The organism is Algiphilus sp. (genome assembly GCF_023145115.1).
Classification (GTDB): Bacteria; Pseudomonadota; Gammaproteobacteria; order Nevskiales; family Nevskiaceae; genus Algiphilus.
Window position 1 is genome coordinate 1 of sequence record NZ_JAGLEJ010000044.1, and the last position, 25,303, is coordinate 25,303.

Annotated in this window: 20 protein-coding genes; 8 read left to right on the forward strand and 12 right to left on the reverse strand. The window is 68.1% G+C overall.

Annotated features, from left to right (window positions below; all coding sequences use genetic code 11):
• Window positions 1-262 precede the first annotated feature (262 nt).
• Complete coding sequence (locus KAH28_RS15395) at window positions 263-868, forward strand: TetR/AcrR family transcriptional regulator (protein ID WP_290578124.1); 606 nt, start codon at window positions 263-265, stop codon at window positions 866-868.
• On the opposite strand, the gene KAH28_RS15400 is transcribed toward KAH28_RS15395, so the two are convergent.
• The 5 genes from KAH28_RS15400 to KAH28_RS15420 form a co-directional block, all read right to left on the reverse strand.
• Window positions 865-2,271 (reverse strand): wax ester/triacylglycerol synthase family O-acyltransferase, encoded by a 1,407-nt coding sequence (locus tag KAH28_RS15400; RefSeq protein ID WP_290578125.1) that lies wholly within the window; start codon window positions 2,269-2,271, stop codon window positions 865-867. The two genes, KAH28_RS15395 and KAH28_RS15400, sit on opposite strands and share 4 nt — an antisense overlap.
• Window positions 2,271-3,905, reverse strand: a complete 1,635-nt coding sequence (locus tag KAH28_RS15405; RefSeq protein ID WP_290578126.1) for a GMC family oxidoreductase — start codon at window positions 3,903-3,905, stop codon at window positions 2,271-2,273. Before KAH28_RS15405 ends, KAH28_RS15400 begins: the two co-directional genes overlap by 1 nt.
• A gap of 67 nt (window positions 3,906-3,972) precedes the next feature.
• Window positions 3,973-5,424 carry an NAD(P)/FAD-dependent oxidoreductase gene (locus KAH28_RS15410; RefSeq protein WP_290578128.1) on the reverse strand — a complete coding sequence of 484 codons (1,452 nt, stop codon included), beginning with the start codon at window positions 5,422-5,424 and terminating at the stop codon, window positions 3,973-3,975.
• A 25-nt stretch (window positions 5,425-5,449) separates the two neighbouring features.
• Complete coding sequence (locus KAH28_RS15415) at window positions 5,450-6,892, reverse strand: coniferyl aldehyde dehydrogenase (RefSeq protein WP_290578130.1); 1,443 nt, start codon at window positions 6,890-6,892, stop codon at window positions 5,450-5,452.
• 30 nt (window positions 6,893-6,922) lie between these two features.
• Window positions 6,923-8,617, reverse strand: coding sequence for an AMP-binding protein (locus KAH28_RS15420; protein WP_290578132.1), 1,695 nt, complete (start codon window positions 8,615-8,617; stop codon window positions 6,923-6,925).
• Between the two features lie 286 nt (window positions 8,618-8,903).
• Here KAH28_RS15420 and KAH28_RS15425 point away from each other — a divergent pair, with 286 nt between their 5' ends.
• Together KAH28_RS15425 and KAH28_RS15430 are read left to right on the forward strand one after the other, a co-directional pair.
• Window positions 8,904-9,731: an SDR family NAD(P)-dependent oxidoreductase gene (locus tag KAH28_RS15425; protein ID WP_290578134.1), complete on the forward strand. Its 828-nt coding sequence runs from the start codon at window positions 8,904-8,906 to the stop codon at window positions 9,729-9,731.
• Between the two features lie 90 nt (window positions 9,732-9,821).
• Entirely contained in the window at window positions 9,822-10,877 is a 1,056-nt protein-coding gene (locus tag KAH28_RS15430; protein WP_290578136.1) for an AraC family transcriptional regulator, read from the forward strand.
• 11 nt (window positions 10,878-10,888) lie between these two features.
• Here the strand turns inward: KAH28_RS15430 and KAH28_RS15435 are convergent, their stop codons facing one another.
• Window positions 10,889-11,491 carry a TetR/AcrR family transcriptional regulator gene (locus KAH28_RS15435; protein ID WP_290578138.1) on the reverse strand — a complete coding sequence of 201 codons (603 nt, stop codon included), beginning with the start codon at window positions 11,489-11,491 and terminating at the stop codon, window positions 10,889-10,891.
• A 139-nt stretch (window positions 11,492-11,630) separates the two neighbouring features.
• Here KAH28_RS15435 and KAH28_RS15440 point away from each other — a divergent pair, with 139 nt between their 5' ends.
• Together KAH28_RS15440 and KAH28_RS15445 are read left to right on the forward strand one after the other, a co-directional pair.
• A complete protein-coding gene (locus KAH28_RS15440; protein ID WP_290578140.1) occupies window positions 11,631-14,105 on the forward strand; it encodes a hypothetical protein in 2,475 nt (824 codons plus the stop codon).
• Between the two features lie 169 nt (window positions 14,106-14,274).
• Window positions 14,275-15,468: an MFS transporter gene (locus KAH28_RS15445; RefSeq protein ID WP_290578142.1), complete on the forward strand. Its 1,194-nt coding sequence runs from the start codon at window positions 14,275-14,277 to the stop codon at window positions 15,466-15,468.
• Between the two features lie 49 nt (window positions 15,469-15,517).
• Here the strand turns inward: KAH28_RS15445 and KAH28_RS15450 are convergent, their stop codons facing one another.
• Entirely contained in the window at window positions 15,518-16,411 is an 894-nt protein-coding gene (locus KAH28_RS15450) for an alpha/beta fold hydrolase (protein ID WP_290578144.1), read from the reverse strand.
• A gap of 17 nt (window positions 16,412-16,428) precedes the next feature.
• A complete protein-coding gene (locus KAH28_RS15455) occupies window positions 16,429-17,934 on the reverse strand; it encodes an NAD(P)/FAD-dependent oxidoreductase (protein ID WP_290578146.1) in 1,506 nt (501 codons plus the stop codon).
• 116 nt (window positions 17,935-18,050) lie between these two features.
• On the opposite strand from KAH28_RS15455, the gene KAH28_RS15460 reads away from it, so the two are divergent.
• The gene (locus tag KAH28_RS15460; protein WP_290578148.1) at window positions 18,051-19,064 is read left to right on the forward strand and encodes an AraC family transcriptional regulator; all 1,014 of its coding nucleotides are present in this window, start codon (window positions 18,051-18,053) and stop codon (window positions 19,062-19,064) included.
• A gap of 80 nt (window positions 19,065-19,144) precedes the next feature.
• Complete coding sequence (locus tag KAH28_RS15465) at window positions 19,145-20,257, forward strand: NADH:flavin oxidoreductase (RefSeq protein ID WP_290578150.1); 1,113 nt, start codon at window positions 19,145-19,147, stop codon at window positions 20,255-20,257.
• Window positions 20,258-20,313: 56 nt separating this feature from the next.
• On the opposite strand, the gene KAH28_RS15470 is transcribed toward KAH28_RS15465, so the two are convergent.
• Both KAH28_RS15470 and KAH28_RS15475 read right to left on the reverse strand, forming a co-directional pair.
• On the reverse strand, window positions 20,314-21,498 hold the full coding sequence (locus KAH28_RS15470; RefSeq protein ID WP_290578152.1) for a magnesium transporter: 1,185 nt from the start codon (window positions 21,496-21,498) through the stop codon (window positions 20,314-20,316).
• A 113-nt stretch (window positions 21,499-21,611) separates the two neighbouring features.
• Window positions 21,612-22,538 (reverse strand): GTP-binding protein, encoded by a 927-nt coding sequence (locus KAH28_RS15475; RefSeq protein WP_290578154.1) that lies wholly within the window; start codon window positions 22,536-22,538, stop codon window positions 21,612-21,614.
• A gap of 86 nt (window positions 22,539-22,624) precedes the next feature.
• Between KAH28_RS15475 and KAH28_RS15480 the strand changes: the two genes are divergently transcribed.
• Window positions 22,625-23,497, forward strand: coding sequence for an alpha/beta hydrolase (locus KAH28_RS15480; RefSeq protein WP_290578156.1), 873 nt, complete (start codon window positions 22,625-22,627; stop codon window positions 23,495-23,497).
• 125 nt (window positions 23,498-23,622) lie between these two features.
• Here the strand turns inward: KAH28_RS15480 and KAH28_RS15485 are convergent, their stop codons facing one another.
• Both KAH28_RS15485 and KAH28_RS15490 read right to left on the reverse strand, forming a co-directional pair.
• Window positions 23,623-24,936 (reverse strand): hypothetical protein, encoded by a 1,314-nt coding sequence (locus KAH28_RS15485; RefSeq protein ID WP_290578158.1) that lies wholly within the window; start codon window positions 24,934-24,936, stop codon window positions 23,623-23,625.
• Window positions 24,937-25,023: 87 nt separating this feature from the next.
• The coding region (locus tag KAH28_RS15490; RefSeq protein WP_290578160.1) for a hypothetical protein at window positions 25,024-25,303 on the reverse strand (280 nt) is incomplete at its 5' end.

A 25,303-nucleotide genomic window follows, 5' to 3' on the forward strand; every position in this document is an offset into this window, starting at 1 on the left:
ACACCACGGCTAGGGACACGACCTTGTTGCGGAAGGTTGAGTCTATCAATGAATGGCTGATATGGAAGGTAAGGCGTGGGTAAAAAGCGGTGAAAGTGTCTATATTTTGATCTACATGGACGGAAATGGCACCAGAATTATCATGTCAGAGGGCTGTGTTATATTTTGCGGGAATTTCCCGGAACCCCGAGTTGCTTGACAGCGACGCTAATGCGAATGTTTATTCGCATTCAACTCGCATCGTGCTCGCCCGGAAGAATCCATGCGCAAGAAGCCCCAGCAGCAGCGTGCCCGCCTGCTCGTCGAGAGCCTCATCGATGCGGCCGCCGAGATCGTGGTGGCGGAAGGCCTCGATGCACTCACCACGGCACGCGTGGCGGATCGGGCGGGCGTCAGCGTCGGCTCGCTCTACCAGTACTTCCGCAACAAGGAGGAGCTGATCGTCGCCCTCACCGACCGCGTCAATGCCGACCTCCTCGACGCCGTCGACCGGGTGGCATCGAGCACGCGCGATGCCGACCCGCGACGCTTCACCCGTGCGCTCCTGGACGCTGCCTTCGACGTCTTCGAGGCGCGCGACGGCCTGGCGCTGGCGCTGCTGCGCCACTGGCACCGGCTGGACATCTCGCGCGGGCTGCATCGCTTCGAGCAGCGCATGCTCGACGTGCTGCGCCACTATGCCCTCGCCCACCTGCGCGATCACCCCATCGACCCGTCCCCGGCCCGCGCCTTCATCGTCATCAACAGCGTGGTGTTCACGCTGCTGCGCTATCTGGCCCAGCCCTCCGAGCCGGGCTTCCGCAAGGACGAGCTGCTCGACGAGCTCGCCGCAATGGCCGCGGGGCAACTGTCCGGGCGTGCCGGTTAGGAGCCCTCCCCGGCCCCGGTCACGCCGAAGACGCGCTCCAGCTCGTCCAGCGCCTCGCCGGCATAGACCGCGATGCGCTGCAGGCGCGGCAGGCTGTCCCGGCTTCCGGTGAAGCCCACCGTCAGCTGGCCGTCGTAGGACACGCAGGTGATGTTCAGGCCCAGTCCCTGGATCGGGATCGAGACCGGGTACATCGCCTCCATGCGCGCACCGTCCAGGTACAGCGCCCGGTCGGGGCCGGGCACATTCGAGATCACCACGTTCATCGACGGCCGCAGGCGCGCGCCCTGCCCGCTCAGCAGCACGCCGATCGCCGGCGCCATCGTGGACATGGTGTAGACCGAGCGCGCCGCACCGGGCAGGCTCTGCAGGTGCGCCTTGCTGGCCTGCATCGAGCGCCGTATCGCGGCCAGGCGCGCCTGCGGATCGCTCAGCTCCGTGCCCAGCACGGACCACAGGAAGCCCACCGCATTGCCCGCCTCGTCATCGCCGCTCTCGGCGCGCAGGCTCACCGGCACGCCGGCGATCAGCGAGCGCTCGGGGAGCTTGCCGTTGTCGAGCAGATGACGCCGCAGCGCGGCGCCGCACAGGGCCAGGAAGATGTCGTTGACCGAGCAGTCCGCGCGCCTGGCGAGGGTCTTGATCCGCGCCAGCGGGAAGCGCTGCGTGGCGACGCGGCGCGCGCCCGTGACCGGACCGTTGAGGATGCTGCGCGGCGCCTCGAAGGGCAGCCGCACCGTCTCGTCGTCACGACTTCCCGGACGGCGCAGCAGCGGGCGCATCGAACGGGCCGCCAGGCGCGGCCACTGCGTCAGCGGCACGCCGCCGGACCCGGAGCGGCCGGCCGCCTCGCCCCCCGCCCGCTTGCGGCGCCCGGCGGACGCGACCTCCGCCCACGGCACCATCCAGTTGTCGGTGCCCGGCGTCGTCGCCAGGCCGCGCGTCAGCAGATGCATGCCCTTGATGCCGTCGACCAGGGCGTGGTGGACCTTTGTGTAGATGGCGAAGCGACCGTTCTCCAGCCCCTCGATGACGTGGCAGGTCCAGAGCGGTCGCGAACGGTCCAGCGTGGTGCTGTGCAGATGCGAGATCAGCTCGCCGAGCTCGCGCTCGCCGCCGGGCGCCGGCAGGCAGGTGTGCCGCACGTGATAGGCCATGTCGATGGTCGGTGCCGTCTCGGTGGCCGGCGCCATGCGCGACAGCGGCACCTGCGCCAGGCGCAGGTTCCACGGCCGGCCCAGCTTCTCCGGGCCGCGCAGCTTCTGCACCACCGACCGGCAGAAGTCCGCGGACGCGTCGTCCGGCAGCTGGAACACCTGCAGTGCCGCGACGTGCATCGGCGTCTCGCGGCGCTCGATCTGCAGGAAGGTGGCATCCAGAAGGGAGAGTCTGCGGGCGCCCATCACGCAGCCTCCTCGAGCGTGGCGCCCGCCTTGGCGGGAATGAAGCTCATGGCGCGTTCGGCCAGCGCCGTGATGGTGAGGCTCGGGTTCACGCCCAGATTGGCCGAGAGCATCGATCCGTCGACGACGTACAGACCCTGGTAGTTGAACACCCGGTTCTGCGCATCCACCACGCCCTTGTCGGGCGACGCCGCCATGGCGCAGCCGCCCATGCAGTGCGCCGTCATCGGCACGTTGAAGGCGATCTCGCTCACCGAGGACAGCCCGATGCCGCCGGTCGCCCGCGCCGCCTTCTCGGTGAAGGCGTTGGCCTCGGGGATGAAGGTCGGAATACGATCGCCGTGGCTGGTCAGCGCCTTGCCGAAGGGCCAGTACCAGCGCCGCTTCCAGCGCATGTCGATGTGCCCGTCGAGGGTCTGCATGACCAGGAAGATCACCGTCTCGCGCGCCCAGCGATACGGCAGCAGCGCGCGGATGCCGGACAGCGGCCGCGTGGCGATGAGGCGCAGCATGGCGCCCAGCCAGTGCAGCACGCGGCCGGGCCCGGCGCGACCGCCGGTGAGCACGGTGAACAGCCCGCTCATGAGATTCGAGCCATCCGGGTAGCGCACCGCCTCGATGTGCGTGTGCCGATCGATGTAGATGCCCGAGCCGATGGCCACGCCCCTGGAAAGATCCTCGCGCGTGCCGGGATAGCGCACGCCGAGGATGGACTCGGCATTGGTGCGCACGCGCTTGCCGAGATCGTCCGACACATGGGGCAGCGAGCCCTTCGCCTTGAGCCGGAAGAGCAGCTCCTGCGTGCCCAGCGAGGACGCCGCGAAGATCACGTTCTTCGCCGTCACCACGCGCCGGCGCGCGAAGAAGCGCTTGAAGCTGGGGACGGTCGTCACGGCGTAGCCGTCGGCGCCGTCCGCCTTGCCGCCCAGCGGCGCGACGTCGACGACGCGCGTCTCGGCCTGCACCTCCGCGCCCTGCGCCTCGGCCAGATAGAGGTAGTTCTTGTCGAGGGTGTTCTTGGCGTCGTGTCGGCAGCCCACCATGCAGGCGCCGCAGCCGATGCAGGACTTGCGCGCCGGGCCGCGTCCGCCGAAGTAGGGATCGGGCACCTCGGTGCCGGGCGTGTCGCCCTCGCGCCCGAAGAAGACGCCGACGCGGGTGTAGTAGAAGGAATCCTCGACCCCGGCGGCGCGCGCCATGTCCTTGAGCCGGGCGTCAGCGCCGCCCGGCCGCTGGTTGGTGGTCACGCCGAGCATGCGCTGGGCGGTCTCGTAGTGCTGCGGCATCTGCTGCTGCCACTGGTCGAGCCCGGCCCAGTTGCCGTCGTTCCAGACCGAGTCCGGCGGCACCAGCAGCGTCTGCGCATAGGTGATGGAGCCGCCGCCCACGGCGTTGCCGTGCAGGATCATAACGTGGCGGAACAGGCGCAGTCGCAGGAAGCCCTTCAGCGCCAGGAAGGGCGCCCAGAGGTAATTCCAGATCTTCCAGTTGGTGGTGGGCAGGTTCTCCGGCGTCCAGCGCCGGCCCTGCTCGATGACGGCCACCCGGTAGCCCTTCTCGGTCAGGCGGTGCGCGGACACGCTGCCGCCGAAGCCCGATCCGACGATGACGTAGTCGTAATCGTGTTCGTTCATGCTGTCTCTCCTCCCCGGATCATCGCGTCCGGCGCTATGGGGTGCTGCGGTGTCGCGAGTCCGGCGCTCAGGCCAGCTGGAACTCGTTCAGGTCCGGCTCGCGCATCGCGCGCCGGAACACGGTCGGGTTGTAGGGGTAGATGATCGGCTTGCCGCGCTTGTCGAGGTACCAGCCCACGCAGCCGCTGCCCCAGACGGTCTTGTCGAGGCCGTCGTCCAGATAGCGCGCATAGGCCGCCTGGGCCTCGGGCCGCACGTCGATCGCCCGGGCGCGGCCGGTGCGCAGCTCGTCGATCAGCGTCATCAGATAGCCCATCTGCGACTCGGCGATCGAGGTGATGCCGATGTTGCCCACCGGGCTGCGCGGCCCGACCAGCATGAAGTAGTTCGGGAAGCCCGCGACCGCGACCCCGCGCAGCGCCTCGGCGCCCTCGGCCCAGGTCTCGCGCAGGCTCGTGCCCTGCTCGTTCACGACGTCGAAGTTGTAGGTGTAGTCCAGCGCGTGGAAACCGGTGGCCATCACCAGCACGTCGAGCTCGTGCAGCCGTCCGTCGGTGGTGCGCACGCCGCCGGCCTCGATGCGCTCGATGCCGGTATCGACCAGTTCCGCCTGCGGCGCCTGGATGGCGTCGTAGAAGCCGTCCGAGAGGATCAGGCGCCGACACCCGACCTTGTAGTCCGGCGTCAGCTTCGCCCGCAGCTCCGGGTCGCGCACCTTCGCCAGGTGCCTGCGGCACAGGTGTTCGAGCACGCGCATCGTCCAGTGGCTGTCGCCGGTGACGCCGCGCGCCACCTGTTCCAGCAGACGCCCCTGCAGCTTGCCGACGGCGTTGGCATAGCCCGGCAGGAAGCGATGCAGCTGCTTCAGCGGCCCCGGACGCTCCAGCTCCATGGCGGGCATCACCCATTGCGCGGTGCGCTGGAACAGGCTGTAGTGGCTCGCCCGCTCCGCCAGCGCCACGGTGATCTGCGTGGCCGTGGAACCGGTACCGATGACACCGATGCGGCGACCGTCCAGCGGCACGTCGTGGTCCCAGCGCGCGCTGTGGAACAGGGCGCCGCCGAAATCCGCCAGGCCCGGGATGTCCGGCATGCGCGGATGACACAGAAAGCCCATGGCGTTGATGACCACATCGGCGCTGCGCACCGCGCCATCGGTCGTGCGCACCTGCCAGCGGCCGTCGACGCGGCGGATGTCCTCGACGCAGTGCCGCAGGCGCACATGCGGCATGAGCCCGTAGCGCTCGGCGCAGTACTTGAAGTAGGCCTTCAGCTCGGGGCCCTTGGCGTAGAGGCCGGACCACTTCCAGTTGTGCTCGAAGGTGTAGTCGTAGTTGTGGGCCGGCACGTCGCAGGCGAGGCCGGGATAGGTGTTGTCCCGCCAGGTGCCGCCGACATCGTCGGCCATCTCCAGGATCTCGAAGTCGTGCAGGCCGGCCTGCTTGAGCTTGATGCCGGCGAGGATGCCGGACATGCCGGCACCCAGGACCAGGAAGCTGGGGTCTTGGCGCTTGGTCATGGTTCCTCCGTTGTCGTTATGGGGCTCAGGACTTGAGCCAGACCAGGAATCGGTAGACGAGATCGGCCACGCGGCCGTACGGCGGCTGCAGGAATCGCATCGCGCTGATCGGCGCCTGATGGAACACGGGCCGCATCTTCGAGAAGGTGCGGAAACCGTCGAAGCCGTGGTACTGCCCCATCCCGCTGGCGCCGACGCCGCCGAAGGGCATGTCGTGCTGCGCCACGTGGAAGAGCGCGTCGTTGACGGTGACGCCGCCGGACATGGTGTGCGTCAGGTAGTGCTCGACCAGCTTCCGGTCCCGGGAGAAGGGATAGAAGGCCAGCGGCCGGTCGTGCGCGCGCACGTGCTCGATGACGTCCTGCGGGCCGTCGTAGGGCAGCACCATCAGCAGCGGACCGAAGGTCTCGCGCTGGCGGATGATCATGTCCGGCGTGGTGTCCAGCACCAGGTGCAGCGGCACCTTGCGACTGGCCGGGTCCGGCGCCTGGTGCGGCGTCAGATTGATGACGCGCGCCCCCTTGCTGCGGGCGTCCGCCAGCGTGTCCAGCATGCGCTGGCAGGAACGTTCGTCGATGAGCGCGGTGTAGTCGCGGCTGTGGATGTCCGGCACGTGGCGCGCGGTCCATCGCTGCGCTTCGGCGACGAAGGCATCGACCTGGTCGCGCTGCACGAAGACATAGTCGACGTTCACGCAGATCTGGCCGGCGTTGAACTGCTTGACGAAGAGGATCCGCTGCACGGCCTTGGCGAGCGGATAGCGCGGATCGATCACCGCCGGCGACTTGCCGCCCAGCTCGAGCACCACCGGCGTGAGATTCGCGGCCGCGGCCGCCATCACCTTGCGGCCGGTCTCGCCGGACCCGGTGAAGAACAGCAGATCGAAGGGAATGCGCGAGAAGGCGATGCCGACCCCGCCGGTCTCCTCGAGGAAGCAGACCTTGTCGGTGCTGAAGTAGCGGGGCGCCAGCTCGATGAGCAGCCGGCTCAGATGCCGCGAGTTCTCCGACATCTTCACCATCGCGCGGTTGCCGGCGGCGAGCGCCGCGGACAACGGCCCGAAGGCCAGGAACAGCGGGAAGTTCCACGGCACGATGATGCCCACGCAGCCCAGCGGCTGCGGCACCACCCGGTTGCGTCCGCCCGCGAAGAGGCTCAGGTCGACATGGCGCCGCTGCGGCTTCGCCCACCGCCCGAGCTTGCGGATGCAGTCGTTGATGCCATCGGTGACCGATATCACCTCGCCGAACAGCGTCTCGTGCCGCGAGCGACAGCCGTAGTCCGCCGTGGTGGCGGCGATGATCGCCTCGCGGTTGTCATTGAGCAGCGCCTTGAGCGCCCGCAGGTCCGCACGCCGCTCGGCCACGCTCGGCACCGGGTGCGCATGGTAGGCGGCCTTCTGGCGCTCGAAGCACGCGCCCAGCGCTACGCTCGCGTCCGGGGCCTGGATGGGTTGCACGACAGCCATGGCGTCTCCTCCTTGTCGTTGTCGGGTCGATCAGGCCGGGAGCGGCAGCTCGCGCTCCCACACCACCCGCTCGCGGCGCGCGGCCCAGGCCCCGATGCGATCCGCGTAGCGCCCCTCGATGGCGCTGCGCCGGATCTTCATGGTCGGCGTGAGCAGGCCGTTCTCGATGCTCCAGGCATCCGCCACCACCACGGCGAAGGCCAGCTGCTCGTGCGGGTCGAGCGTGCCGTTGACCTGGTCCAGCAGGGCCTCGATCTCGACTTCGAAGGCCGCGCGCCCTTCCGCGTTGCCCAGCGCCTCCGACGCGAGCGGACTGGGCATCATCAGGACGAAGGGCTGCGGCTGGTCGGCCCCGCTGACGCAGACCACCTCCACTCTGGGATGCCCGAGCCGGCACTCGATGGGCACCGGGGCGACGTACTTGCCCTTGGCCGTCTTGAAGATCTCCTTGAGCCGGCCGGTGATGCGCAGCCGGCCAGCGTCGTCCACCTCGCCCAGATCGCCGGTGCGGAACCAGCCATCCGCGGTGTAGGCCTCCGCGGTCTGATCGGCATCCTTGTAGTAGCCGAGCATGCCGCCCGGGCTCCGGATCTGGACTTCCCCGCTCTCGGCGATCCGGCGCTCGACACCGGGAAGGGTCTCGCCGACGTAGCCGATGCGGGCGCGCCCCGGGTAGGAGCAGTGCGAGTACGCGAAGTCCTCGGACATGGCATAGCCCTCCAGCAGCTCCAGTCCGAGATCGCGGTACCACTGCATCACCGACGGCGCCAGCGGGGCGGACCCGGTGATGGCGAGTCGCACATCCTGGAGGCCCAGCTTGACCAGCACATCGCGGCGCGTGGCATCGGCGCTCGCGGGATCACGCAGCAGCTCGGTCAGGCGCTCCTGCGGCACGGCCGCGAGCACCGACTGCTGGAACTTCACCCACAGCCGCGGCACCGACAGGAAGATGGTCGGCTGCGCGCGCCGCAGATCGGCCGCGAAGGTGTCGAGGCCTTCGCTGAAGTACACCCGGAATCCGTTGCGCAGCGCGTTCGCCTCCACCGCGGCCGCCTCGAAGACGTGCGCCAGCGGCAGGTAGGACAGCATGCGGTCGCCGGGGCCGATATCGGCCAGGTTGCCGAGCAGGCGCGAACCGGCTTCGATGCTGCGGAACGAGCACATGACGCCCTTCGGCAGTCCCGTGCTGCCGGAGGTGTACACCAGGCGCGCCAGCTCGTCCGGCTCGCGCGGGACGGGACTCGATATCGCCGGATGGCCGATGATCACGTCGGCCCATGCCAGCGTGCGGTTCGGGCTGCCGAGCTCCGCCGCGCCCGGCATCTGCACCACTGCAAGGTCATCCGGGATGCCGGCAGCCATGCTCCGGGCATCGTCGAGCGGCCCGACGAAGAGCAGCCGTGCCTCGCTGTGCGCGAGGATGTGGCGCAGGGTCTCGGCGTTGAGGGACGGATAGATCGGGACACTCACGTGCCCCGCCATGCCGATGGCGAGATCGGCGATGAAGTAGGCCGCGCAGTTGCGCGACAGCAAGGCGATCCGGCTCCCGCGCGGCAGATCGAGGCCGGCGATGCATCCGGCCAGCCGGTGCACCTGATCGGCCGCCTCGGACCAGGTGATGTCGGTGGTCGCGCCACCGTGCGGTTGTGTCAGGAAGACCGCGTCGGGCTGTTCGGCCGCCCAGTGGTGAAGCCCCGCGATGGGGGTCCAGATGGTGTCGGTCATGGCGTCGTCTCCTCTCCAGCCGGGTGGCGGTCACTGCGCTTCCGGCGCGCAACCACCTGGGTAGGACGCCATCCTGCCGGCCCATCGGTCGGAAAATTTATCGTCGTGGGACAAGTTTTTCTCTCCACCGGACATCTCCGCAGCGCGCCGCCGGGCTCGCGCTCGGCCGGAAAGAGTCGACCGTTCAGGATAAAAACTTGGCCGATGAGGGAAAGTCTGGTGGTGCATGGATCGGCAGGCTCGCTGCCCTGTGCTGAGCGATCCCCCTGATGAGGAGCATTTCCCGATGGCGAAACTCGATCTTGCAGATGCCGTGGTGGTCATCACCGGTTCGTCCGGCGAGCTAGGCCGCGGGCTGGCCTGGGCGCTCAGCGAGCGCGGCGCACGCCTCGCGCTGATGGATCTCGATGAGGACGCCGTCACCACGCAGGCCCGGGCTCTCGGCAATCCGGAGCGCGCCCGCGGCTGGAGCGTGGACGTAAGAAGCATGAGCGCGCTTCAGAACGCCATGGATGCGGCGGCCGCGCACTTCGGCCGCATCGATGTCGTGATCGCCAATGCCGGCGTGGCGACGCTCGAGCCGCTCGCCACGCAGACGCCGAGATCCTTCGAGCGCGTCATCGACATCAACGTCAACGGCGTCTTCCGGACCTTCAAGGCCGCCCACCCCCACGTCACGGCATCGCGAGGCCATCTGCTGGCGATTGCCTCCATGGCCTCGTTCTTCCATTCACCGATGCAGGGCGCCTACGCCGCCAGCAAGGCGGCGGTCTGGGCGCTGTGCGACAGCATTCGTGTGGAGCTCCGGCACACCGGCGTCACCGTGGGCAGCATCCACCCCACCTTCTTCAAGACGCCGCTGGCCGACGGGCTCACCGAGAATGCCGCCGGGCGCACCCTGTACAACGGCAACCGCGGGCTGTTCCGCAAGACCACGCTCGGCGCCGTGGTCGAGGCCACGGTTCCCGCCATCGAGCGCCGCGCGGAGACGGCGATCATCCCGCGCCAGCACCGGATCATCGCCTCGTGGCCGATGCTGATGCGCCGGCTCACCGACCGCATCCTGTTCCGCGACAGCGCCATCGCAAAGGCGATGAGCGAGCTGGAGCATTGACCCGGCAAGGCCCACAACGGCCGGGCATCGCCGAGCGGGCGTCATTTGACCCCGGGTCGGCGCTGGTGAAACATTCACGGCATGGCGGTGATGACCCGAGCAAGCGGGCTGCGCGGCTACCGTGAGCTCGTTCGCGAGCTGGGCGGCAACCCGGTCGCGCTCCTCGAGTCGGTCGGCGTGCCGCCCTCGCATCTCGATGACGACAACGCCCTCGTCCCGATGCGGAGCTTCCTCCAGCTGCTGGAGGACGCCGCACGGACGTGCGGGACGGTCGATTTCGGCATGCGCATGGGGGCCCATCAGGACATCACGGTGCTGGGGCCTCTCGCCGTGGCGATGCAGAATGCCGCCACCCCGCTGGAGGCCATGCACTGCGCGTCGCGCTTCTGCTTCGTGCAGAGCCCGGGCATCGCGCTCGATGTCGTGGAACACAGCCCGCACCGGGCTGACTGCGCCGAGGTCCGCTACGAGGTCGTCCTTCCGCGCGTCCCGCCGCACCCGCAGGTGCTCGAGCACGGGCTTCTGGTCGCCCATCGCATCATGCGGCGCCTGATTCCCGAGGCCTATCGCGCCGAGGAGATCCACCTTCCGCACGCCGCCCTGTCGGGACCGGCCACCTACGGCCGGCACTTTCACGCGCCGCTGCGCCACGAGCAGCCGCATGCCGCCATCCTGGTCCGGCGATCGGTGCTGCAGATGCCCATGAAGGCCATCAACGATTCGCTGCGCGAGATGGCGATGGCCTATATCGACGTGCATTACCCGCGCCCCGGCCAGAGCGTCAGCGCTCGCGTGCACCAGGCGGTGTCGCGCTCGCTGACCACCGGCATGGCGACGCAGGATCAGGTGGCGGGCATGATGGCGATGCACCCCCGCACGCTGCGGCGCAGGCTGACCGCCGAAGGCACCGGCTTCGAGCGGATTCTCGACGGCGTGCGACGCGAGGCCGCCACGCGCTATCTGACCACCACGCAGATGCCGATGAACCAGGTCTCGAATCTGCTCGGCTTCTCGGCGCAGTCGGCGTTCACCCGCAGCTGCCGGCGATGGTTCGGGATGTCCCCGCGCCAGGTCCGCCGCACCGGCGGGCTACCCGCGCCGCCCCGCCCCGCCGCGGACGTGCCACTCGCCGCGGAGCGCGACTGACCCGACCGCGCTCAGGTGGTCAGCTGCAGCCGCTTCTCCAGGAACAGGAGCATCACCTCCGCGGCCGCCTGCGTGTACTCCGGCGTCATCCGGCCGTGCAGGAAGTACGACATGCGGAAGCTCGCGGTGCCGAACTCGACCGCCAGGGCCGGAATGTCCGGAGCGCCGTCGGGCAGGACGATGCCGCGATCGTGCAGCAGGGACCGGGTCAGCGCACCCAGCCGCGCGATGGTGTACTCAAGCGCCCGGAAGCTGTCGTCCGAGAACCCGGTCAGCAGCACGACCTGTGCGACCGGGCGCTCGTCGTAGAAATCGGCGGCGGCGTACACCATCCGCGTGACCGTCTCGCGCCAGTCCCGCGCCTCGCGCAGCGCCTCGGCGTGATCATCCAGCCGCGCCTCCAGCGCGGCGAGCTCGCGCTCGGCGAGCTCGTTGAGCAGCGCCCAGGGTGTCGGGAAGAACTTGTAGATGGTCGCGCGCGGGAAATCCAGCCGCTCGGCAAGACGCGGAATCGAGAACCCCGACACGCCGCCCTCGACGAGGAGTACCTCCGCTTCCTGCAGCACCGTGTCCACGCGCTCCTTGGCGCGCTGCTGCTGTGGTTTGCGGGCCACAACGGCGGCTCGCGGGGTGTTCCTGGCTGGCTGGCTCACGTCGCTATCTCGTTCGATTGACCGCAACAGTGACAAATGTTAGAAAAAAGAAAAGCAACATTAGTTGCTCCATAACGATACGGGGTCCTGGAGAGACATCATGAGGCAGACAGACATTGCCGCTGTCGTTGGCTGGTGCTTGCTCACCGCAATGATGGGAGGCTGCTCCGGTCAATACGATGGTAGCGGCACCGGTGGAGATGGATCGGCCGGCTCGGGCGGTTCGGCGCGCGCGCAGAGCGCCGAGGAGCACTTCGCCAACAACGTCGAAGCCAGCCTGGGCTTCTGTCGCACCTGTCACGTTCCCGGCGGCGTCGCCGATGTCGAGGACGGCCGCGACTTCTCGCTGTCGCCCACCGGTGCCGATGACCTCACCCATCTGCGCGCCAGCTGGGAGCGTCTCGGCGGCAACAACCCCACTTCGCGCATCCTGCGCATGGCCTCCGGCCAGGAGACTCCGCATTCCGGTGGTGCCGTGTGGTCGGAGGGCAGCGCGCCCTACCGGAACATGGAAATCCTGCTCGCCTGCTTTGCGGATCCCGACGGCTGCGGCGCGCAGCTCGACGACGGCGTCGTCCAGGATGACCTGCTGCCGCTGCTGGGCAGCTCGCGGGCCCGCCACCCCTGGAAGACCTTCTGCGAGGATCAGCCCGACAGCGCAGCGCTGCCGATGGATCCGCGCTCGATGATCCGGCCCGGCATCAATCAGGACAAGGCCGTCTTCTTCAACGCCTGGTACGAGGACTGCCACGAGCATCAGCCCGAGTCGATGCAGGAACCCGCCACTTGCGGCGAGTACCGCGCCCAACGCGATGCCGGCCAGCACTGGTTCACCGACGGCGGACCGACCGTGGACGGCGGTGCCGGCACCGACGCGGAAACCTTCAATCGCAGCTGGCGGGCATGGGGGCTCTCCGAGCGTCCGGACAACTTCGATGAGATGTACCGCCTGCGCTACGGCATGAACGCGGCGCCCTACGACAACCCCTACCCGCTGCCGGGGGAGGATCCGAATGCCACTGACGGCGGCTCCGGTCAGCTGCCGCAGGGCATGCGCCAGCGCAGGGATGAGAACGGCAACTGGACCGGGGTCATTGGCCGGAATACCTGCTTCATGTGCCACGGCGGGCAGATCGGGGACCCCGCCAACGGTGAGCCCCTCGGCATCCAGTTCGAGAATCTCGGCCCCGGCAATCACAACACCGACCTCAACATGCTGGTGCAGGATGGTGTCATCCGTCTGCTCCCGGTTCCCGGTGTGCCGATGACCCTCGAGCAACTCGGCATCGGCCTCAATCTCGGCCTGCTGGGCATGGATCAGCGCGGCCAGAACAACGCCGTCGGTGGTTTCGAGCTCGTCTTCATGATCACCGACTACGACAGCGTCGGCATCAATCCGAACCCGGTGAAGCTGGCGATGAATTCGGCGGACCCGCACCCGACGGTCGAGCAGCAGGACACGCCGGCGTGGTGGAACTACAGCCACCGGTCGCGCAAGTTCTTCGATGCCGGTGTCTCCATCGACAGCACCCGCATCCTCATGGCCGCAGGCGACACCGGCGGGCTGTTCACCGCCGACGGCGAGAGCTACCGGGACTACGCCGACGCCCACGCGCGCAACGCCTCCACATTCATCACCTCGCTCGAATCGCCGGAGTACCCCGGCGACATCGACACCGCGCTCGCCGAGCAGGGCGCCATCCTGTTCCACTCCAAGGATCTCTGGGCGCTGGAGGCCAATCAGGACAAGCCGGAGCCCCTGGGCGGCAACGGGTCCTGCGCCAGCTGTCACGGCGCCTATTCGCCGCGCTACGTCAACGATCCCGCCTATCTGGAAACCCCGGCGCTCGAAGGCGTGGCCGCCCACATCTCGCCGCTCGAGGTCATCGGTACCGACCGTGCCCGCGCACGCGAGCTGAGCGGCTACCTGCGCGACGCCTACAGCACCACGTGGTGGGCCTTCCCCGAAGGTCAGCCGGGCTGGAAGGCACCGGAGGACAAGAGCCGCGCCGAGGAGCTCGCCGACGATGGCCTGCCGCCGTCACAGCGCGTCGAGGGCGCCTGCGGCTGGGAGCGCGGTGTCATCGGCTACCAGGCGCCGCCGCTCTACGGGGTGTGGGCCACCGCGCCGTATCTCCACAACGGCTCGGTCCCCACCCTGGATCAAGTGCTCAATTCCGCCGAGCGACCCGCCCTGTGGCGCCGCCCCATCAAGGAGCTAGGCCCGGTGGAGGGCTTCGACCTGAGCATGGAGCGCGCCTACGACCACGAGCGCGTGGGCTGGAAGCACGATGTGCTGTCGTGTTCCGATCTGCCCGGCCTGATCCTGCTCAACTGCAACCCGCTGGCGCCCGAAGCGCCGTCGATCACGCAGATGGTCGAGGGCGTGCTCAACGAGACCCTCAACTGGAGCGCGATCATTTCGATCCCGCCGGACGTCACGCCGGGCGGCATCGACAAGCGGCTGGTCTATGACGCGCGCCAGGTCGGCAACGGCAACGAGGGCCACGATTTCGCCGACGCGCTCACCGAGCAGGAACGGCGCGCGATCATCGAGTACCTGAAGACGCTGTAGTCGGTCACGCCGCCCGGCTGTCGGTGGCCGGGGCGCCAGCCCCGCCACCGCGGCCCGGCATTGCCTTGTTCATCGGCGCCGATGCCGCAGAGGCCCCCGGCACCCCCAGGCGGGGATCGGCATTCCCCGCGAGCGGCAACCGGCATGCTGGGCTAAGCTGCGCCCGCCCATGTCCACGCCCGTCGAACAACCGCCCCTGCGCATCGCGCTCGTGCTCGCCGCGGCCGCCTTCGTGGTCGGCACCGCGACCTACTTCGTGGCCGGCGTGCTGGATCCGGTCGCCCGCGATTTCGGCATATCGCTGGGAGCAGCCGGGCAGCTCACGTCGGCGTTCGCCGTCGCCTATGCTCTGACCGCGCCCTTCCTCACTGCGGCCTGCGCGCGCGTCGAGCGACGGCGCCTGATGGCACTGGCACTGGTCGCCTTCGGCGGCGCCAATGTCGTCGCCACGCTCGCGCCGAGCTTCGGCTGGCTTCTGGTGTCACGCGTACTGGCGGCCCTGGCGGCCGGACTCATCACGCCGGTGGCGGTGGCGACGGGGGCGCAGCTGTCACCCGCCAGCCACCGCGGCCGGATCATGGCACTGATCATGGGCGGCATCACCGTGGCCTTTGCCTTCGGTGTGCCGCTGGGCACCTACTTCGGCGCAACCACCGGGTGGCGTCCGGTGTTCCTTGCCATGGCCGGTGCCGCGCTGCTGGCCGCGGGCGGAATCCGGTTGCTGGTCCCGCGCGTGTGGAGCGAAGCACCGCCCGGCCGCGCCGCCTTCGTCGTGCTGCGCGATCGCCGGATCCTCGTCACCCTGCTGCTCACCGCCTTCTCCTTCGCGTCGGCGTTCAGCGTGTTCGCCTACATCGGTCCGGTGCTGGCCGAGGTCGGCGGCCTGACGCCGGCCACCACCAGCCTGGCGCTGCTCCTGTTCGGCATCACCGCCCTGGGGGGCACGACCATAGGCGGCGTACTGGCGGACCGCGTACGGCTCGGCGCCGCGATCACCGTGGCGCTGCTGCTCGTCGGTGTGGTGCACGGCGGGTTCTCGGTGCTGGCGCTCATGCCCGATGGCGGACTGCGCACGGTCGCCGCCATCGCGCTGATGGCGGTCTCGTCCCTGCCCGGCTTCGCCTTCGTGCCCATGCAGCAGGCGCGCCTGGCCATCCTTGCGGGGCCGCACATGCCGGTGGCGGTGGCGCTGCATGCCTCGGCCATCTTCCTCGGACAGGGCTCGGGCGCGATCATCGGCGGCATCGCCGTATCCGGCGGCGGCGCGCAGCTCAACGGCGCGGCCGGCTTCGCGATCGGCGTGACCGGCGCACTGGTCAGCCTCGTGGCCAATCGGCGCCTGTTCCGCGACGCACCGGAGTGACCGGCCCCGCCCGGCCGCCGCGGGTCCGCGCGCGACCGGGCGTGGCGGATCAGCGCAGCGCGCTCCCGAAGAAGGCGAGCTGATCGGCGAGCGCGGTCTCGCGTGCCTCGCCCAGATAGATGTCGAAGTGCCCGATGTCGTACTGCTTGAGGGTGACATTGGGGCCGGCCCGGCGCGCCAGTTTCTCGGCAGCGCTCGCGGGGGCGACGCTGTCGCGCGTGCAGGCCTGTATAAGCACCGGACAGCGCAGCTTGCGAGCGCTGGCGATGGGCCGGTAGGCCGCCAGATACAGCATCATCCGCGCGGTCATCTCGTTGCGCCAGTCGGGCGGCGTGATGCGGGTGTAGTCGAGCGCGTCGTGGCTGCTCATCGCGGCCAGCTCGCCGGGCGCGCCGGCGAGCGGAATGGTCACCGGCGACAGTCCCAGCAGGCCGCGGCCCTGATCGACGATGGCGCGGGCGCTCACCCGGGCGAGCTGGCCCACACCCGCGTACGACACCACGTTGAGTGCCGCTGCGAGGCCATCGACCATCGGGCCCTGGGCGGAAGCTGCGGCGATGCGGTCGTCCTGCGCGGCCGTGGTGAGGACGTGCCCGCCGGAGAAGGACGTGCCCCAGAGTCCGATGCGGTCGGGATCGACACCGGGCAGGCCGCGCGCATGCGCAACCGCTGCCTTCCAGTCGGCGAGCTGCCGCTTGATGCTCAACAGCTGCCGCGGCTCGCCATCGCTGGCGCCGAAATGGCGGTAGTCGAACAGCAGCACGGTGTAGCCGTTGTCGGCAAAGCGCTCGGCGAACGGCTCCAGGCCGGCGTCGCGCGTACCGCCCAGCCCGTGTGCCATGACGATGGCGGCGCCGTCGGCATCCGCGGGCGTGTACAGCCAGGCGCGGCAGGTGATGTTGTCGCTGGTGAACGCGGTGTCGGTTCGCTTGGAGGTGGGCATCGGCGTCCTCGTATCCGTCAGGCGGCCATGCGCTCGGGCGAACCGCTCTGCCCGGCATTGCCCGACCGGGCACGCTCGAAGCGGAGATGGCCGTCGTCCACCGGCCCGTTCGTGAGCATCTTCCGATCCTTCCCGTAATGCATGAGGACCTTCCAGGGCAGCGCCCGCCCCTGCCGCGGCAGCGTGTGCTTGGCGCGTTGCACGTAGCCGGACTGCAGCGAGTCGAGAATGCCCTCGTCGGTCTCGCTGCCGGCCTCGTCGCGCGGTACCGCGACGACATAGCCGTTCTCGTCCATGTAGCGGAACAGCCGGCACAGGTAGCGACCGGCGATATCGGACTTCAGTGTCCAGGGGGCGTTGGTGTAGCCGAACAGCCAGGCGAAGTTGGGCACGTCCTCCATGAGCACACCCTTGTAGGTGAGCTGGCCGTTGATCGGCCGCGGCGTGTCGTCGACCGAGAGGTCGATCCCGCCGAGCATCTGCACGTCCAGTCCGGTGGCCGTGATGATGATGTCGGCCGCGATCTCCTCGCCCGACTTCAGCCGGATGCCGGTCTCGGTGAAGGTGTCGATGTGGTCGGTCACCACCGAGGCGCTGCCCGCGCGCAGGGCCTTGAAGAGATCACCGTCCGGCACCGCGCACAGCCGCTCGTCCCACGGCATGTAGTCGGGCGTGAAGTGCCGCATGTCGAAGTCCGGCCCCACGCGCTTGCGCACCTGCTTGATGAGCAGACGCCGCATGGTGTTGGGCCAGCGACGGCACGCGACGTAGAGGCCGCGCTGGATGGCGATGTTGCGCGTCCGCGTGATGCTGTAGGCCCACGAGGCCGGCATCACCTTGCCCAGCCACATCGCGATGCGATCGGTGTCGGGCAGCGAGAACACGTAGGACGGCGAGCGCTGCAGCATGGTGACGTGCGCGGCCTTGTCGGTCATCGCCGGCACCAGCGTGACGGCGGTGGCGCCGCTGCCGATCACGACCACGCGCTTGCCCGCGTAGTCCAGATCCTCGGGCCAGTGCTGCGGGTGCACCATGCGTCCGCCGAAGCGCTCCTCGCCGGGAAAATGCGGGCGGTGGCCGGCGTCGTAGTTGTAGTATCCGGTGCAGTTGACGAGGAAGCGGCAGGTGTAGGTGCGGGTCTCGCCGCTGGGCTCGTGCAGCGCGGTGAGCTCCCACTGCTGGGCATCGCTCGACCAGTTGGCGCGGGTGATCTGCAGCCCGTACTGAACCTTGTCCGCGAGCCCGTATTCCTGCGCCGTCTCGACGATATAGCGGCGGATGGACGGACCGTCCGCCAGCACCTTGGTCGAGGTCCAGGGCTTGAAGCGGTAGCCGAAGCTGGGCATGTCGGAGTCGGACCGGATGCCGGGATACCGGAACAGGTCCCAGGTACCGCCCATGCGCTCGCGGCGCTCGAGGATGGCCATCGTCCGCTGGGGGTGCTCGCGCTGAAGGTGCACGGCCGTGCCGATCCCGGACAGCCCCGCCCCGATGATGACGGTGTCGAAGTGGTTCTCGCTCATGGTGGTCTCCTGAGTGATGCCGCCTTGTTGTACCAGTGCAGCATAGCGCCCTGCCCGGTAGCGGAATTGACACAGCGCGACAATTTATTGACATTGCGCGACATGGGAGCCCGTTCGTGAACCTGATCCGCGCTGCCAATCTGCGCGGCGTGGAGACGCTGGTGAGCGAGCTCGGCGCCGATCCCGTGGCGCTGCTGGCGCGCTACAACCTGGATCCGTCGCGGCTGCGCGACCCGGACGCCTATCTGCCCTACCGCAACGTCGCGCGGCTCATCGAGCAGTGCGCGGTGGAACTCGGGTGCCCCGACTTCGGACTGCGCCTCTCGCGCTGGCAGGGGCTGGACATGCTCGGTCCGGTAGCGGTCATCGCCCGCAATGCCGAGGACGTGCTCAGTGCCTTCCAGGCCATCGGCCGCTACCTGCACGTCCACGGCCCGGCGCTCAAGCTGGCGCTGCGCGGACGCAACAGCGCCGGCGACTACTGCTTCACCTACCGGATCGACGAACCGGGCGTGCCCTACCTCGCGCAGAGCTACGAGCTCAGCATGGCCAATGCGAGCCGGATCCTGCAGTTCCTCGCCGGCGCGGCGGCGGTGCCGACGCGCGTTGCCTTCGTGCACCACCCGCTCTCGCCGGTGGCGACCTACCAGCGCTTCTTCGGGTGCCCGGTCGCCTTCGACCAGGTGCACTGCATCTTCGAGCTGCCGGCGGAGATCGCCCGGCGCCGCCTGAGCGCATCCGATCCCGAGACCCGCCGCGTGATGCAGGACTATCTGTCGCAGCGGCAATCGCCCGGCGGCGGCCTGAACGAGCGCGTGCGCGAGCTGATCCTGGGGCTGCTGCCCACCGGCCACTGCGATCTCGAGTCGGTCGCCGAGCAGCTCGCGCTGCATCCGCGCACGCTCCAGCGGCGCCTCCGGGAGGAAGGCCTTTCGTACGACGCCCTGGTGGACAGCGTGCGCCGTGATCGGGCCACGACCTATCTCGCCACCACCGCGCTGCGGCTGAGCCAGATCGCCGGGATGCTGGGCTATTCCGAGCAGAGCGCCTTCACGCGCGCCTGCAGGCGCTGGTTCGGGCAGCCGCCGGGCATCCAGCGCCGCCGCACCGCGTCGTCGGCATCGCGCTGATCGGCGCACCGGCGCCCCGGGCCGCGCGGCCCGCTACCATGCGCACCCTGCGTGCCTCCCCGAATCGAAGGACATCCCCGATGCCCACCGCTCCCGCATCCGACCAAACCGCCGTCGCGCCGCTTGGCGAGGCGCTGACCCTTCCACGCGGTCCCGCCTGGCGCAATCGCTTCGTGCTCGCCCCGTTGACCAACGGACAGAGCCACGCCGACGGCACCCTGTCGGACGCGGAGCAGCGCTGGCTGACCATGCGCGCCGAGGGCGGTTTCGGCCTGACCATGACCTGTGCGGCGCACGTGCACGCCAACGGCCAGGGCTTTGCCGGGCAGCTCGCCATTCACGACGACCGGCACCTTCCCGGCCTGACCCGGCTCGCCGAGGCGCTGCGCGCACGCGGCTCGGCCTCGGCCGTGCAGCTCTATCACGGCGGCATGCGCGCCGATCCGGCGCTCTGCGGCGAGCGCGTGGCGCCGTCGGATGACGCCAGGACCGGCGCGCGCGCAATGACCACGGCGGAAGTCGAGGCCATGCGCGACGCCTTCGTTGCCGCCGGCAGGCGCGCCGAGCGCGCCGGCTTCGACGGCGTCGAGCTGCACGGCGCGCACGGCTACCTGCTCGCCCAGTTCATCTCGCCGCAGTACAACCGTCGTGACGATGCCTACGGCGGCACGCTCGAGAACCGAGCCCGGCTGCTGCACGAGATCATCGGCGGACTGCGCCGGGAATGCGGGCCCGATTTCCAGATCGGCGTGCGGCTGTCGCCGGAACGCTTCGGCATGCGCCTCGCCGAAGTCCGCGAGCTGGCGGCGGGACTGCTGCGCGATGCGGCCATCGACTATCTCGATCTGTCGCTCTGGGACGTCTTCAAGATGCCCCACGAGGAGGCGCATGCCGACCGCTCGCTGCTCGCCCACTTCACCGATCTGCCGCGCGGCGACGTGCGGCTCGGTGCCGCCGGCAAGCTGATGAGCGCGCACGATGCCCTCGCGGCGCTCGAGGCTGGATGCGACTTCGTCGTCATCGGCCGGGCGGCGATCCTGCGGCACGACTTCGCGGACCGGGTCCTGGCCGATCCGGCCTATGCATCACCGCCGCTGCCGGTGGCGCCGGAGACGCTGGCCGCGGAGGGCATCAGCCCGGTCTTCGTGGACTATCTGCGGACCTTCGGCGGCTTCGTCGCGGAAAGCGCCTAGGTCCGGGGAGCGCCGGAAGGAAGCGCGGGCCTTCGCCCGCGCATCCGCCGCCCGGGTCAGAGCACCATCCAGCTCGCCAGCGCCAGCATCAGCCCCATGCCGGCGATGTCGGTGCCGGTGGTGAGGAAGATGCTGGACGCGGTGGCCGGGTCCGTGCCCAGCCGCCGCAGTAGCAGTGGCACGGCCACCCCGAAGAAGCCGGATGCCATGCAGGCACCGGTCATCGCCAGGCAGATGACCAGCGCCAACAGCCCGGGCTCCGGTGCACCCGATTGCGCGGCCGTCCACCACATCGCCGCACCGGCCACGAGGCCCGTCAGCAGCCCGTTCATAGCGCCCAGCGAGACCTCTTTGGTCAGATGCCGTCGCAGCGGGACGTCGGCGATATCGCCCAGGGTCAGGCCGCGCAGCGTGATCGCCAGCGTCTGACTGCCGTTGTTGCCGGACTGACCGGCCAGCACGGGCAGGAAGGCTGCCAGCGCCACCAGTCGGGCGATGGTGTCGTCGAACATGCCGACGACCAGGGCAGCCAGGAACGCGGTCAGCAGATTGAGCTGCAGCCACGGATGACGCAGCCGGAACGCCACCAGCAGCGGCGTGGTCACGCGCTCGCCGACCGTGACGCCGACCATGCGGCCGGGCTGGGCCGTGATGGCGATCTCGCGCCGCTCGAACAGTTGCCAGCCGCGCACGCTGCCCACCAGCCGGCCCGCAGCATCGACCACCGGATAGATCGGATAGTGGCGATGCACGGCCTCCTGCAGCGCCTCGTCGAGTTCCTGGTCCACGCGCAGGCGGAAGGGGTCGCGCAGCATGATGTGCGACAGCGGTTCCCCGGCATCGGCCAGCAGCAGGTCGCGGATCACCACCAGGCCCGACCGCCGCGCGTCCCCGTCGGTCACGAAGAGATAGGTGATCTGCCACGGATCGGCATGCGCCCGCAGCCAGGCGATGGCCTCGGCCACCGTGGTGTGCGCCGGCAGCACGCCGTCCGGAGGCGCCATCAGCTCGCCGACGCTGCCCGGCAGCGTGTCCGGACCGGGCGCTGCCGCCGCATGCCGCTGCGCGGCCGGTAGATGCGCCGCGATCTCGCGCGCCAGGTGCGGCGGAAGCCGTTCGAGCACGGCGGCCACCACCTCCGCCGGTTCGTCCTCCAGCAGGCTGGCGGCATCGCGGGGCACGCGGCCATGCAGCGCGCGCACCAGCTCGGCAACGGAAGCGGAAGACTCTTCTGCGTTCATGACCACCCCGGCAACCCTGATGCCGCGATTATCGGGCTGCGCGGGGCGCCGGGCACGGCGCGCGACGGGATCGGCGCTTCCCCGGGTGCTGACGCTTTTCGAAGCGCCCCGCCCTACGCCCTGCTGGCGGCCGCCAGAATCCGCTGCTCCAGTGCCGTCTGCTCGGCATCCGCATGCGTGATCAGCTGCAGCCGGTTCGTCGCGGTAGCGGCCTCCGGCACGATGTTGACCTCGCCGGTGGTGCCGTCGACCCGGACCGTGCCTGTCGCGGTGCGCAGGCTCCCCTTGACCCGCTCCCAGTCCAGCGCGCCCAGCACCGCGGGAAGCGCATCGGCGTCGAAGCGCGTGTCGGCCGGGAACGCCAGGTCATAGGCGCGTGGCTCGTCGTCGTGGTGGTGATGCCCGTGCTCGTGATGGCCCGGGCCTGCGTCGCCGGGCGACGCGTCCAGCCATGCCGCATCGAAGGTGCCGCCGGCGGCGGGCACGATCCCGCAGCCCAGGAAGGGGCGCGAGACACAGAGCGCCTCGAATGCCGCGTGATCCGCCGCGCCCCACAGATCCGCCTTGCTGCCCAGCAGCACGTCAGCGCTCGCCAGCTGCTGGTGCCACAACGGCGAATCCCGGAATCTCGCATCGGCCAGCGAGCGCGCATCCACCAGGCATATGGTCGCGCGGGGCGACAGCACCCCGCGGTAGTGCTCGCTGCGGAACTGCTTCAGCAGCTCGGCCGGATGCCCCAGCCCGGTTGGCTCCACCAGCAACCGATGCGGGCGCGCCTCGCGCAGCAGGCGATTGAGCTCCACACCCAGCGCCACCGCCGCGGTGCACCCCATGCAGCCACCGGCCACCTCGCGCAGGTAGACACCCTCTCGCGCGAGTCGGGCGCCGTCGACGCCGGTCTTGCTGAACTCGTTCACCAATACCGCCCAGCGCTCATCCGGAGGCCGCTGCTCCAGCAGATGGTCGATGAGCGTGGTCTTGCCCGCGCCCAGCAGGCCGGTCACGAGGGTGACGGGAATATCCTTCAGCACTTCGGTCATCGCGTTGGGGCTCGGGTTGCGAATGGCGGGGCCGCCGATCCGGTATCGGCGATATCCTCACCACCTATTGTCGCCTACAGTTCCGAATGGACCCGCATCGCAACGCCGCGCTGTCTGCCAGCACCGAGCTGACGACCCCGCGCGGGCGCTTCGCCCTGCGCACCCGCGGTCCGGAATCGGGCCGCCCGGTGGTGCTGCTGCACGGCTGGCCCGAATCCTCGTACTGCTGGCAGCCGCTGGCGCAGCATCTGCCGGCCGACTGGCGCCTGATCGCCCCGGACCTGCGCGGCCTCGGCGACAGCGAGCGCACCCCCGGCCGGGCGCCCTACGTCAAGGACGCGCTGGCGGCGGATGTCTGGTCCATCCTCCACGCACTGGGCATCAACCGCTGCGAGCTGGTCGGCCATGACTGGGGCGGTGTCGTTGCCCAGGAAATGGCCCTGGCCCAGCCGGAGCGCGTGGCGCATCTCGCCATCGCCAACATCTTCGTCATCAACAACGTCGCCACCAACCAGCGCCTGGCCGCCGGCGGCATGAGCCGCCATCAGTGGTACCAGTACTTCCTGATGACTCCACTGCCCGAGGCGCTGATCCCGGGCCGCGAGCGCGAATGGCTGCAGGTCTTCCTGCGCAACCGGAACGGCGAAGCGCTGCCACCCGACGCGGTAGACGAATACGTGCGCTGCCACGCCATCGACGGCACGCCCGCCAGCGCCGCCAACCTCTACCGAACGCTCACCGAGGACGCAAAACGCTGGTCCACACTGACCGACCACCGCTTCGAAATGCCCGCCACCCTGCTCTACGGCCGGCACGACCCGGTCATCACCCCGGCCTACTACGAAGGCATGGAAGACTGCTTCAAGCAGATCGAGCGCATCGACCTGGAAGCCGCGCACTTCGTGCAGGAAGAACAGCCGGGAGATTCTGCAGAGGCGCTGGTGCGGCGGATGGGGTGAGGCGTTGGGAGACGCCTGGTTACAGCAAAGGGTTTCTAACGCCTGAGTTCACCGGCATTTGAGGCGATGCCTCTTTTTACGGCTGCAAAATGGACAGCGGGTTAAATGTTCGGTGCAACGATTTGTTATGAATCTTCATCCTGAGGCAGCAAATAGCCCGCCTTGTTATCCCTCAACAATTGATCAAGCTCGGCATCTGGGATGAGCTGACTTTCTCTCACTTTGCTAAGGAATAGCCTGTAACCATGCGCACCAGGCAGATCAGACTCATGTTCCGTAGGCATACACACTATGCGCTCAATGTCCTGCCTATCTAAATGACCAAATAACGGGAGCACTGCTTTCGAGAAAACAGCATTCGCTCGATCCCATGAACCAACCTCCTGCAAGAACTGCAAAGCACGCTCTTTAGCAAGTTCTCCTATGCCAAGCGGCTCAATTGCATCTGCTAGGTCATCAAGCTCCAGAGCATTAATTCGAGCTCGGACGACATCATTTAAATCCGTAATCGCGGCCAGAGTCTTGAGGCCAGCAAGAACTTCGTCCTTTGGCCCGTTCTCCACGAAAGCTCGAACCTTTTCTCTTGAGGCTTGATCCAGAAGCGCCCAGGCGTTGTCGATCCGAGAGGCAAGACAGGCTGCTCCCGAAAACGTGGCATCCGGAACGTCTCTTATCGCTTTGTTGAGTTGCTTTCGAAGGCGTTGCTCCACAATAGCGGGATGCATTGATAAGGCTGCATTGAGTGCAGCAAGCACCTTCTGTTTGTAGAAAAGAACGTCTCCATTAGTAAGAAAGCCAAAGACCAATGTGTCCACGAAGCCGCGAACTAGCGGTTCAAGCGCTGCATTCAAGCTAGAGCTTCTAAGCTGCAGTAGGGCGCGCTCTCTATCAGAAGGAAAGTACGAGGATGCGACCATCGTCTTCAATTCGGCGAGGGCGGCTTTACCCTGAACCGGTGGCTGCGAAAGGACATGGATAATTATATTACGGAGATGCAAGCGAGCATGTTCAGCAGATGGCGAATATGGGACCCCAACTTGCTGAAAGGAGGGGTGGGCACATCTATGGCGGTCCTCCCGCAAGCGTTGAAGATCGATGAATTGCTGAGGATCCAAAAATTGAAGCTGATCTCTGCATGTCTCGAGGATTTCCCTCTCAAACTCAAGTGCAGCCTTAATCCCTTGAAGATTGCCTTGTTCGATTTGGGCGATGTAACTCTCGTATTTTGTTTCCAGGGCCTTGGCATTAGCATCCCCAGATAGCGATAGCTCCCGAATCTTGTCTATCAGATCGAAAACGAGCGCGATCCAAGTCGTTACGATAGCCGCACGATAAGCACTTGCTTTGTAGCAATGCAAGGCTTCGGCGATGTACGCTTTAGACTGCTCAGACCTGCACTGTAGCGAAAGTGCTTCGATATCGGCCAGCGTTTCTGTCACAGAAAATGTCTCCTAGATGCATAACGCCTAAGTTAAGGGGCATTTGACCGCGGCTTTCGGCTTGGCGTAGCCAAACGAAAGCTGCGGTCAAATGTCCCCTTCAACGATTTGTTGGGCACCGGCATCTGCACGCTCAACTGCTTCTGTTAGACCAACGAGTTTTAGAACTGCCTCTGTGGCGCGAAGATATCCAATTGCCTCTTTTTCCGTAGTTTCATGCTCTTGATTCATTGCCATTCCTCGTAGAATTAGCACAACTTTCAGCTTCTTATCTATTCGCCGCTGCTCCACACCACGTGGGTCGTGTCCCACGACGTGGAGTAGGTAATGGGTGACACCGGTGGCAACTGGTTTAGGTTTGGGTTGC